This window comes from Pseudoflavonifractor capillosus (assembly GCF_016899775.1).
In the GTDB taxonomy this organism is placed as follows: Bacteria; Bacillota; Clostridia; order Oscillospirales; family Oscillospiraceae; genus Lawsonibacter.
Map to the genome: position 1 here is coordinate 1 of NZ_JACJJE010000075.1, position 11,320 is coordinate 11,320.

At 62.8% G+C, this 11,320-nt stretch carries 9 protein-coding genes and 1 pseudogene; 4 read left to right on the forward strand and 6 right to left on the reverse strand.

Features of this window, described 5'->3' with window-relative positions; translation table 11 throughout:
* Window positions 1-181 (forward strand): annotated as a pseudogene (locus H6B31_RS15105) (NAD(P)-dependent oxidoreductase); the annotation flags it as partial.
* Window positions 182-242: 61 nt separating this feature from the next.
* Here H6B31_RS15105 and sigE read toward each other — a convergent pair.
* Entirely contained in the window at window positions 243-965 is a 723-nt protein-coding gene (gene sigE / locus H6B31_RS15110) for an RNA polymerase sporulation sigma factor SigE (RefSeq protein WP_204899259.1), read from the reverse strand.
* Between the two features lie 21 nt (window positions 966-986).
* Complete coding sequence (locus H6B31_RS15115; protein ID WP_204899260.1) at window positions 987-1,844, reverse strand: sigma-E processing peptidase SpoIIGA; 858 nt, start codon at window positions 1,842-1,844, stop codon at window positions 987-989.
* Window positions 1,845-2,130: 286 nt separating this feature from the next.
* Between H6B31_RS15115 and H6B31_RS15120 the strand changes: the two genes are divergently transcribed.
* Window positions 2,131-3,813, forward strand: coding sequence for a putative manganese-dependent inorganic diphosphatase (locus H6B31_RS15120; RefSeq protein WP_204899261.1), 1,683 nt, complete (start codon window positions 2,131-2,133; stop codon window positions 3,811-3,813).
* 85 nt (window positions 3,814-3,898) lie between these two features.
* Here H6B31_RS15120 and H6B31_RS15125 read toward each other — a convergent pair whose 3' ends face one another.
* From H6B31_RS15125 to H6B31_RS15135, 3 genes are read right to left on the reverse strand one after another with little or no spacing between them, the layout of a single operon-like run.
* The gene (locus H6B31_RS15125; RefSeq protein ID WP_204899262.1) at window positions 3,899-5,785 is read right to left on the reverse strand and encodes an ABC transporter ATP-binding protein; all 1,887 of its coding nucleotides are present in this window, start codon (window positions 5,783-5,785) and stop codon (window positions 3,899-3,901) included.
* A gap of 14 nt (window positions 5,786-5,799) precedes the next feature.
* Entirely contained in the window at window positions 5,800-7,542 is a 1,743-nt protein-coding gene (locus H6B31_RS15130) for an ABC transporter transmembrane domain-containing protein (RefSeq protein ID WP_204899263.1), read from the reverse strand.
* Entirely contained in the window at window positions 7,539-8,006 is a 468-nt protein-coding gene (locus tag H6B31_RS15135; RefSeq protein WP_346014097.1) for a MarR family winged helix-turn-helix transcriptional regulator, read from the reverse strand. Before H6B31_RS15135 ends, H6B31_RS15130 begins: the two co-directional genes overlap by 4 nt.
* A 169-nt stretch (window positions 8,007-8,175) precedes the next feature.
* Here H6B31_RS15135 and H6B31_RS15140 point away from each other — a divergent pair, with 169 nt between their 5' ends.
* A complete protein-coding gene (locus H6B31_RS15140; RefSeq protein ID WP_204899265.1) occupies window positions 8,176-9,069 on the forward strand; it encodes a LysR family transcriptional regulator in 894 nt (297 codons plus the stop codon).
* 73 nt (window positions 9,070-9,142) lie between these two features.
* Here the strand turns inward: H6B31_RS15140 and H6B31_RS15145 are convergent, their stop codons facing one another.
* Window positions 9,143-10,336, reverse strand: a complete 1,194-nt coding sequence (locus H6B31_RS15145; RefSeq protein WP_204899266.1) for a 5-bromo-4-chloroindolyl phosphate hydrolysis family protein — start codon at window positions 10,334-10,336, stop codon at window positions 9,143-9,145.
* A gap of 433 nt (window positions 10,337-10,769) precedes the next feature.
* Between H6B31_RS15145 and H6B31_RS15150 the strand changes: the two genes are divergently transcribed.
* The coding region (locus tag H6B31_RS15150; RefSeq protein WP_204899267.1) for a hypothetical protein at window positions 10,770-11,320 on the forward strand (551 nt) is incomplete at its 3' end.

An 11,320-nucleotide genomic window follows, 5' to 3' on the forward strand; every position in this document is an offset into this window, starting at 1 on the left:
CACCCCCGCCGACCACCCCCTGGTGGACCTGCCGCCGGAGGTGGCGGACCGGGCCATCTACTCCCCCCACCTGGGGGGCAACACCGGCGGCTCCTTCCGCCGGGCCCACCGGAACATGTGGGAGAACGCCCGCCGCATCCAGAAGGGACAGCGGCCGGTCCACATCGTCAACGGACTTTAAGCCCGCAGCAGAGCGCCCCGTCTCTCCTCGTTCCAATGAGGGAGGCGGGGCGCTCTTGCCACTACATCATTCTTAAAATCTCCTTTTTCAGCCGGGCGATGATCCGCTTCTCCAGCCGGGAGATGTAGGACTGGGAGATGCCCAGCTGGTCGGCCACCTCCTTCTGGGTGCGCTCCTGTCGGCCGTCCAAGCCGAAGCGCAGGGTGATGATCTGTTTCTCCCGGGGCTCCAGCCGCTCCAGGGCCTGGCGCAGCAGCTGCCGGTCCACGTCCGCCTCGATGGGCCGCATGACCAGATCGCTCTCGGTGCCCAGCACGTCGGAGAGGAGCAGCTCGTTGCCGTCCCAGTCGGTGTTCAGGGGCTCGTCAAAGGAGAGCTCCGACTTCTGGGCGGCGATCTTGCGCAGATACATAAGGATCTCATTCTCAATGCACCGGGAGGCGTAGGTGGCCAGCTTGATGCTCTTGGCGGGCTGATAGGTGCCCACCGCCTTGATGAGGCCGATGGTGCCGATGGAGATCAGGTCCTCCAGGTTGACCCCCGTGTTTTCAAACCGCCGGGCGATGTACACCACCAGACGCAGGTTGCGCTCAATGAGGGTCTGGCGGGCCTCCTCGTCCCCCTGCTCCAGGCGGGCGATGACCTGGGCCTCCTCCTCCCGGGTGAGGGGGGTGGGCAGAGTGCCGCTCCCCCCGATGTACATGATCTTGCCCGGCTGCAATAGGCCCAGCCGGACGAGCAGGGCGGCCGCCCGCCGCCCCAGGCCCCTCCAGAATCGTCTCATGGTCCTTCCTTCCTTTCCATCTCAATCGGCCCCCAGAAGAGCCCGGTAGCCTCCCCCGTCGGACACCGGGGTGGGGGAGAGGGCGGCCAGCATGGGGCCCCGGTCCTCCTCTCCCACCTGCACCTGGTCCACCCGCAGCGCCAGCATCAGCCCCCGGTCCACCCCCACCGAGCGGTAGGGGAGCAGGCGGAACCGCCGCCGCCAGGGGTCATCCAGCCGCTCCAGCGCCCCCGCCGGGTCACGCAGGTCGGCCGGACTGGGCCGGATTCCGGGGGGCAGCAGCTCCTCCACACAGTCCGCCTCGGCCACCAGCACCGGCCGCCCTGTGGCCGGGTCGGTGAGGGTGTTCCCCGTATCCACCAGGGCGGTGAGGGACACCTGCCGCTCCCCCAGGGTGAGGCGCACCGGTCTGAGCTCCCCGGAGGGGGCGGTGTGCCGGCCTGTCCGCTGGAAGATCAGGGTGAGCGCCCCGTAGCATCCGGCGGCCGACAGCAGCACGATCTTCAGGTCCATCCCGGAGTAGAGCACCCCGTTGGACAGCGCGAGCCCCCGCCCGCCCAGCAGGGCGATGGCCAATACTCCGCCCCCGAAGGCGCAGGAGAGGGCGAAGAAGATGACCACCTGCCGCAGCAGCCGCCGGCTTTTCCAGAAGGCGGCCAGCACCATCAGCACCGCCGCCGCCAGACGGCAGGGGGGGCGGGCCAGAAAAGAGAGTCCCGGCAGGAAGATGGCTACCGCGTACAGCCCCCCCAGCACAGCCCCCAGCAGAAAGCGCAGCCGGGCCAGAGGCTCCCCCGCCAGCCTGGCGGAGGCCAGGAGCAGCAGGTAGTCCACCATTGCGTTGAGCAGAAACAGGGTATCCACATAGATGACGGTCACGGCTATACGCCCCCTTCCACCGCGGCTGCACTCTCTATTATAGGAGCTTGGACCAACGAAACCGGTCAAAACAGCTGGGCGCAGAAGGATTTACCGCCGGCTTATCTGCCTCGGGACAGGTCGAAAAAAGCACTTTCCCCTTGCGCGCGGGTCGGAAACACGGTATACTGGGGGTGAGCTGGATGAGAATGGATTCCTTCCGGCTCCATTTGTGAGAACAGTTCTCGGGACGGCTCCCGAGACGATAAAATGGCCCCAGCGGCCGCAGAGAGAAATGAGGCAGACTATGACAAATCAGGAGCTCAATACCCATGCCATTAAAGTGATCGGCCACCGCAATCCGGATACCGACTCCATCTGCGCCGCCATCGCTTACAGCCGCCTGAAAAATAAGCTGGACCCGGAGAACCCCTGCAAGCCCTGCCGGGCGGGGCTGCTCAACCGGGAGACGGAGTTTGTGCTGGACTACTTCCAGGTTCCTGCCCCCGAGCTGTACACCGACGTGAGCCCGCAGCTGCGGGACGTGGACATCCGCCCGGTCCCCGGAGTGGACGGGGAGATGACCGTGCGCCGGGCCTGGGCCAATATGCGGGACCAGGAGATCGACACCCTGTGCGTGGTGGATGAAGGCCGGAATCTCAAGGGGCTTATCACCGTCAAGGACATCGCCACCGCCAACATGGAGGTGCCGGACATCTCCATCCTGGCCGAGTCCCGGACCAGCTATCAGAACGTGGTGGACACCCTGGACGGCACCGTGCTGGTGGGGGACATCCAGGACCGGTATGTGGAGGGGAGCATCCGCATCGGCTCGGGCAGCGCCGAGCACATGGAGCGCACCATCACCAAGGGGGACCTGGTCATCGTGGGCAACCGCAGCGACAGCCAGCTGGCCGCCATCGAGATGGACGCGGGCTGCATCGTGGTATGCTCGGGCAGCAAGGTGTCCAAGGTGATCTGCATGCTGGCCGCCGAGAAGGGCTGCATCGTCATCAGCACCCCCAACAATACCTATGTATCCGGCCAGATGATCAGCCAGGCCACCCCCATCCGCCACTATATGGTGCAGAAGAACCTGCTCACCTTCAACCTGAACAGTTCGGTGGACTCAGTGACCAAGGTAATGGCCTCCGTTCGGTTCCGGTACTTCCCGGTGCTGGACGACGAGGGCCGCTATGTGGGCGTGGTGTCCCGCCGGAACCTGATGAACCTGCACAAGAAGCAGCTCATCCTGGTGGATCACAACGAGCGCAGCCAGGCGGTGGACGGCATCGACCAGGCCGAGGTGCTGGAGATCATCGACCACCACCGCATCGGCTCCCTGGAGACGGAGGGGCCGGTGTACTTCCGGAATGTGCCGGTGGGGTGCACCTGCACCATCATCTACCAGCTCTATCAGGAGACGGGGGTGGAGATCGAGGACTCCACCGCGGGACTGATGCTGTCCGCCATCCTGTCGGACACCCTCATGTTCCGCAGCCCCACCTGCACCCCAGCGGATGAAAAGGCGGCCCGGGCCCTGGCCCAGCAGCTGGGGCTGGATCTGGAGCGCTATGCCGACGCCATGTTTGAGGCCGGCGGAGATGTGAGCGGAAAGACCGCCGAGGAGGTCTTCAACGCCGACTATAAGATTTTCAACAGCAAGAACATCCGCTTCGGCATCGGCCAGGGCAGCTATATGAGCGAGAAGAACCGCAAGGCCAGCCAGGCGCTGATCGCTCCCTATCTGGAGACCGCCCTGAAAAATCAGGATCTGGACTTTATTTTCTACATGTTCACCGATGTGGTGCACTCCACCACCGAACTAATGATGGTGGGACGGGGAGCCGAGGTTCTGGTGGAGAAGGCGTTCCAGGCCAAGGTGAAGGACGGAATGGCCGTCCTCCCCGGCGTGGTCAGCCGGAAAAAGCAGATGGTGCCCGCCCTCATCAACGCCATCAAGCTGGGGGACCTGGAAGAGACGGACTGACCGCATTTGTCCCCACGATGAAAAACAGAACACCCCGGCCGTTTTCCAACGGCCGGGGTGTTCTTCTGGCTTTTTAAAGGGAAAATCAGGCGGTCTCCTCGGCGAAATTGCCGGTGTAGAGCTGATAATACTTGCCCTTCTTCTCAATGAGCTCGTCATGGGTGCCCCGCTCGATGATGCGGCCCTGTTCCATGACCATGATGCAGTCGGAGTTGCGCACCGTGCTCAGACGGTGGGCGATGACAAAGGTGGTCCGTCCGGTCATCAGGGCGTCCATGCCGTCCTGGACCAGCTTCTCGGTGCGGGTGTCGATGGAGGAGGTGGCCTCGTCCAGGATCAGCACCGGGGGATCGGCCACGGCGGCCCGGGCGATAGCCAGCAGCTGCCGCTGGCCCTGGGACAGGTTGGCGCCGTCGCCGGTGAGCATGGTGTTGTACCCGTCGGGCAGCCGGCGGATGAAGCCGTCGGCGTTGGCCAGCTTGGCGGCGGCCATGCACTCCTCGTCGGTGGCGTCCAGATTGCCGTAGCGGATGTTCTCCATCACCGTGCCGGTGAACAGGTGGGTGTCCTGGAGGACGATGCCCAGACTGCGGCGCAGGTCGTTCTTCTTGATCTTGTTGATGTTGATGCCGTCGTAGCGGATCTTGCCGTCGGCGATGTCGTAGAAGCGGTTGATCAGGTTGGTGATGGTGGTCTTGCCCGCGCCGGTGGCGCCCACGAAGGCGATCTTCTGGCCCGGCTTGGCCCACAGGCTGATGTCGTGGAGGACCAGCTTGTTTTCGTCATAGCCGAAGTCCACGTCCTCAAAGACCACGCTGCCCTCCAGACGGGTGTAGGTGACGGTGCCCTCCGCCTTGTGGGGGTGTTTCCAGGCCCATACGTTGGTGCGCTCGGCGCTCTCATACAGACGGCCCTCCGCGTCCTCCCGGGCGTTGACCAGCTCCACATAGCCCTCGTCCTTTTCGGGGGTCTGGTCCATCAGGTCAAAGACACGCTGGGCGCCGGCGGCGGCGGTGACCACAAAGTTGATCTGCATGCTCACCTGGGCGATGGGGTTGGTGAAGCTCTTGTGCAGGCCCACGAAGGTGATCACGGTGCCCAGAGTGACGCCAGCCATGCCGTTGATGGCCAGAATGGCGCCTACGATGGCCACCAGGGCGTAGCTCAGCCAGCCGATGTTCATGTTGATGGGCATGAGCAGGTTGGAGTACCGGTTGGCCAGGTTGGCGCTCTGGCGCAGGGCCTCGTTCACCTTGTGGAAGTCGGCCTTGGCCGCCTCCTCGTGGCAGAAGACCTTGACCACCTTCTGGCCGTCCAGCATCTCCTCGATGAAGCCGTCCACCTCGCCCAGGGCCCGCTGCTGCTTAACGAAATATTTGCCGGACAGGCGGGAGAAGTTCTTGGTGACGGTAAACATCGCTATGGCGGCCAGCACCGAGACCACGGTGAGGGCGGGGCTCATGATGATCATGGTAATGAGGGTGGCCACCATGGTGAAGCTGGAGTTGATGAGCTGGGGAATGCTCTGACTCAAAAGCTGGCGCAGGGTGTCCACGTCGTTGGTGTACACGGACATGATGTCGCCGTGGGCGTGGGTGTCAAAGTATTTGATGGGCAGGGACTCCATCTTGTGGAACAGGTCGTCCCGCAGGTGGCGCAGGGTGCCCTGACTCACATTGACCATGATGCGGTTATAGCCGAAGGAGGCGATCACGCCCGCCCCCATGATGCACACCAGCTGCTTGATGTCCTGGGCCAGGCCGGTGAAGTCCCGGGAGCCGGTGGACAGCATGGGTTCGATATATTCGTCGATCAGGGTCTGGGGGAAGGTGGCCCCCACCACAGTGCATACGGCGGACACCAAAATGCACCCGATGACGAGAATAAACAGATACTTATAGTAGTGGAGCATGTAGCCCAGAACCCGGTTCAGGACAGCCGGACCGGTCCGCCTTCTCTCATTTGCGTTCATAGATGTCCCTCCTCTCACGCGGGCTGGTCGAAGTCGCCGCCGCCCTTGATCTGGGATTCGTAGATCTCCTGATAGATGGCGTTGGACTTCAACAGGTTGTCGTGGGTGTCAAAGGCGTTGACCCGGCCGTTGTCCAGCACCAGGATGCGGTCGGCCCCCTCCACGCTGGACACCCGCTGGGCGATGATGATTTTTGTGGTGCCGGGGATTTTCTCGGCAAAGGCCTTCCGGATTTTGGCGTCGGTGGCGGTGTCCACCGCGGAGGTGGAGTCGTCCAGAATCAGCACCTTGGGCTTTTTCAGCAGGGCCCGGGCGATGCACAATCGCTGCTTCTGGCCGCCGGACACGTTGCTGCCGCCCCGCTCGATGCGGGTGTGGTAGCCGTCGGGGAAGCGGTCGATGAACTCATCGGCGCAGGCGGCCCTGCAGGCCTCCATGCACTCCTCGTCGGTGGCCTCCGGGTTGCCCCAGCGCAGGTTGTCCAGAATAGTGCCCGAGAACAGGGTGTTCTTCTGGAGGACCACAGACACCTGGTTGCGCAGGGCCTCCATGTCGTACTCCCGCACGTCCAGGCCGCCCACCTTGACGCAGCCCTCGTCCACGTCGTACAGGCGGCAGATCAGATTCACCAGGCTGCTCTTGCCAGAGCCGGTGCCGCCGATGACGCCGATGGTCTCGCCGGACTTGATGTGCAGGTCGATGTCGGTGAGGGTATCCTTGCCGCTGCCGTGCTTATAGGAGAAGCTCACATGGTTGAAGTCGATGGACCCGTCCTTCACCTCCATCACCGGGTGCTCCGGATCGTGGAGGTCGGGGGTCTCGTCCAGCACCTCCCGGATGCGGCGGATGCTGGCCATGGACATGGAGATCATGACCACCACCATGGACAGCATCATCAGGCTCATAAGCAGGGACATGATGTAGCTGTACAGGCTGGTCAGGTCGGCGGCGGCCAGGGTGCCGTCCACCACGATGAAGTGGGCGCCCAGCCAGGACACCATGACGATGCAGAAGTACACGGCGATCATCATGGCCGGGCCGTTGAAGGCCAGCAGGCCCTCGGCCTTGACCGACAGGTCGTACAGATTCCTGGAGGCCCTGGAGAACTTCTTGTCCTCGAAGCGCTCCCGGACGAAGGCTTTCACCACCCGGATGGCGGACACGTTCTCCTGGACGCTGGCGTTCAGGTCGTCGTACTTGCGGAACACCTGGCTGAAGATGCGCAGGGTGACCACCATGATGGTACCGATGACCACCACCAGGAAGGCCAGGGCGATGAGAAAGGTGAGGCTCAGCTCCACGTTGATGTACATGCACATGGCGAAGCTGAAGATCAGAGACAGGGGAGAGCGCACCGCGATGCGGATGACCATCATGAAGGCCTGCTGCACATTGGTGATGTCGGTGGTCATACGGGTGACCAGGCCGGGCACGCTGAACTTGTCGATGTTGGAAAAGGAAAAGGTCTGAATGTTGGCGTAAATGGCCTCCCGCAGGTTGGCGGCCAGGCCGGAGGAGGCGCTGGCGGCAAAGCGGCCGGCGGTGGCGCCGAAGATCAGGCTGAACAGGGCCATGACCACCAGAATGGCGCCGTAGCGGTACACCGCGGACAGGTTGCTGGCCTCCAGGCCCTCAGCGATCAGCCGGGCGGTGATAAAGGGCAGCAGGATCTCCATGATGACCTCCAGCGTGGTCAGACCCACGCACAGGAGGGCGTCCTTCTTGTAGACCCCCAGCTGCTGCAACACTCGTTTCACGATTTGGATACCTCCTTGCTGTGATTCTGAGTCAGGGCGGAAAGATTCCGCAGCATTTTCTTCTGCAGACGGTCCAGCGTGGCCAGTTCCTCCGGAGAAAAGCCGGAATAGAGCTGGTTCTGGGCCTCGCAGATGGCCCGGTCCAGAAACTCCCGGGCCTCCTTGCCCTTGTCGGTCCCAAAGAGGATCTTTTTCCGGTCGTCCCGGGCGCAGGGCTCCACCCGCACATAGTCCTTCTCACGCAGGCGCTTGACCAGCCCCGACATGGCCGCCATGGAGTAGCCGAACTCCCGGTGGATGTCGGTGAGGGAGATCCCCCGGTCCGAGTGGTCCAGAATATACAAAAGGATGTGCGCCTGGATGGCGGTCAGCCCTTTTTGGGCCATGGCGCGGTTGCCCGACTGCTCCAGCTGGATGTTGATCTGCCGGTTTTCCTGGATCAGGACGCTTCGATTCACTTCCACGCTGGTTCCACCTCCTTCCAATTTGTTTTGCTGTAAATAATTCGGGCGTTTATCTTTATAGCACAAAAACCGTTGCATGTGAAATTCAAATCTGCTATTATCTATTAAAGATTTTTATTGAATTTCTGTATTATACAAAGGGGCGCAGAGGCGGAAGGAGTGTTTTTGTTTGAATACCACACAACTGGAGTGTTTTATGGCTGTATCCAATTTCCTGAACTTCTCCCGGGCGGCGGAGCAGCTGCGCATCACTCAGCCGGCGGTGAGCCACCAGATCAACACCCTGGAGGACGAGCTGGGGGTCAAGCTGTTTTACCGCACCAGCAAGCGGGTGCGCCTTACCCAGGCGGGGCATCTGTTCTCCCAGTACGCCCGGGAGATTCTGTCCCTGTCCCGCATGTCCAAGGCCCGGCTGAAGGAGGGCCAGGACTCCTCCGTCCTCCGTTTTGGGATCGGCTGCCGCAGTTTTCTGGAGCTGCGCCTGCTGGGGGCGGTGCTGGGACAGCTGCGGGAGGAGTTTCCCCAGCTGATGCCGGTGCTGCGCCTGGTGCCCTTTGACTCCCTGGAAAATCTGCTGGAGGACGGGGACGTGCAGGTGATGTTCACCTTTCAGGAGACCGCCCCCAAGCGGGCGGTCTACCGGGAGCTGTCCCGGAGAGCGGTGGTGTGCGTGTGCGGAAAGGACCACCCCCTGGCGGCCCATGAGCAGCTCACCATACAGCAGCTTCGGGAGGGGGACCGGTTTGCCGCCTATCCCCCCCACAGCGCGCCGCCGGCCCTTCTGGCGGTGCAGGGCCAGATCATCACTGGACGAAGCACGGACCAGATCTGCTTCTGCGAGGGGCTGGAGACCTTATACACCCTGGTGGAGGCGGGCTTTGCCTTTGCGGTGATTGCCGATCTGCCACAGCTTCCCATGCCGGAAATTCAGATCATCCCGGTGCGGGAGGTTCCGCCCCTGTCCTATGGGCTCTCCTACCGGGCGGGGGAGATGGGACCGGTGCTCCGCCGCTTTCTGGCCCGGATGGAGGAATTTTTTCAGGCGGGAGACCGCAGGGCATGAAAAAACGGAACCGGACCCCATCTACATGGGGCCCGGTTCCGAAAAAGGACCGGCCGGTGGAAACCGTGGGAGTTCAGCCCCCCATGCGCAAGGTGCTGCCGGAGGAGAGGCCGTCCTTGGCCAGCATCCGCTCCAGCACCTCCACGTCGGCGGTGATGTCCAGGGCGTCCCCCTGGAAGAGCTGGTCCAGCTGCTTCTCGAAGCCCTCCACCACCTTGTCCATCATACCCTCGATGCGCTCCATGGCGGCGGAGATGTTCTCCCCGTCCACCTCCTGGTCCTCCAGCTGGGCGTAAGCCCGGAGAATTTTCAGGGTGGTGGGCAGGTAGTAGCTCAAAAAGCTGTGGAGCTGGTTGGACTTCTGGGGGTGGCTGCGCTGGTACTCGAACACCTTGGCGGTGATGACGCCGATGCGGTCGATCTGCTGATTCAGCTTGGGGTTGTCGATGTCCGCGTTGATGGCGCGGATTTCCTCCAGAATGGCGTTCTGCGGGTCCTCCGCCGGCTCCTCCTGGGCGGGCTTCTCCTCCTCCTTGGGGGGATCGGGGATGCCGTCGCTGGTGAGCACCAGGCGGTCGCTGCCGTAGTCCAGATAGCCCAGGGGGAAGAAGCCGTCGTCCAGCATGTCTTCCAGCGTGTCCCGCACCTTGGCGGGGGAGACCCCCATGGCGGAGGACAGGGCGGAGATGGAGATGGTGGTCCGGCTTCCGATCATGGCTAGGTAATTGCGGAAGGTGCGCACCTGCTTCTGCCGGCGCAGGCCGGCCCACAGGCAACCCAGGCTGCCGCCCAGACAGCACAGCATGGGGACGGTATCCTCCAAAAACCAGGCCAGCTCCCCTTCAAACAGCCAAAACAGAGAATCCGAGACCACTGCCGCGGAGATAAATCCGAAAACGGCGGTGAGAATCACACCAACTGTGGTCATTTTCTTCGCTTTCGAGGACATCTGGGACAGCAGGCTGTTGGCGGGAGGGACAGTGCCGGGGTTGGGGGATCGGCCGGTCTGGGCCTGACCGCCCATCTGGACGGTGCGGGCGCCCATCTGCCCCTGCTCCTTCTGCATATAGTAGGGGTGCCGGCCGCGGGGTCTGGACTTCTTCCGGCCGCCGCCGGCCAGCTTGATGACGATCATCAAAATGCCCACCGGGGGGAGCATGAAGAGGAAGAACAGCGCCAGAATCCAGAAGCCCCAGTTGCTTCGATTCCCGCCCCGGCGGGAGCCGCCCCCGGAGTCGTAGCCGTAATTATAGGATTGATCTGCCATAGTGAATGACCTCCAGCCGCGTGTGATTTCCATGGGATAAGCATATCAGACGCAAGGAAAAATGGGATTGAACTTCCCTTAAAATTTGATAAAAGCGCACATAAACCCCTGTGGCAGGGGAACGCCCTTTGATTATACTGCGGGTCAGGGAAAAAGTAAACGGCTCTGGTGGAATTTTCAGGGGACTTGTAACTGTTCTGTAATTGTACGGCCGGGGAGAGAATGCTATAATATTCTGGAAACAGGCCTGCGCCGGACCAGGCCGGGGCGCGACTGCCGCCGGCGCCGCAGAGCGGTCCGAATATATGGCGCGGCCTGCCGGAATGAAACCGGGCCGGGTCCCGTACAATGAGAGCGCACGGGCTTCGATCCGCCCGGGATAGAGAGACAAAACCAAAGCCCCGGATCTGCAAGAGGGGCGTGGAGGGAAAACATGGAAGAAGTGCATACGCCGAAGAGGGTCGCGGCCCAGCCGGGGCAGCGCAGGAAGATCGCCCTCATTGCCGCCGGCTGCGCCGCGGCAGTGCTGTTGGCGGCCTACCTGGGGCTGTGCGCCTGGGTGGGCGGCTCGCCCAATATTTTGAAGGGAGTCTCCGTGGCCGGCGTGCCGGTGGGGGGACTGACCCGGGAACAGGCTCTGGAGACCCTGGAGGACAATCTGGGGCAGGTGTCCAGCGTGGCGCTGCCCCTGGAGTACGGCCCCTGGGAGGGGGAGATCACCGCCGCCGCCGTCCGGGTGGACGATCAGGCCACGGTGGCTCAGGCCTGGCAGACCGGCCGGAGCAGCTTTCTGCTTCAGGGCGCGTCCTATCTGTCCCATCAGCTGGGGGCGGAGGATGAGATCGGCCTGACTCTGGCCTGGACCGACGACGGAAAGGCGGAGCTGGAGAAGAAAATGGACGAGGCGGACCTCCAGGTGGGGGGCGCCCTCACCAACGCCACCTATGCCATGGAGGGAGATAAGCTCCTGCTCACCAAGGGGGT

Excerpts from the sequence above, each read along its gene's own strand:
- H6B31_RS15145 (WP_204899266.1), bottom strand. The coding sequence starts at position 10,336 with ATGGCAGATCAATCCTATAATTACGGCTACGACTCCGGGGGCGGCTCC.
- H6B31_RS15125 (WP_204899262.1), bottom strand. The coding sequence starts at position 5,785 with ATGAACGCAAATGAGAGAAGGCGGACCGGTCCGGCTGTCCTGAACCGG.
- sigE (WP_204899259.1), bottom strand. The coding sequence starts at position 965 with ATGAGACGATTCTGGAGGGGCCTGGGGCGGCGGGCGGCCGCCCTGCTC.
- H6B31_RS15120 (WP_204899261.1), top strand. The coding sequence starts at position 2,131 with ATGACAAATCAGGAGCTCAATACCCATGCCATTAAAGTGATCGGCCAC.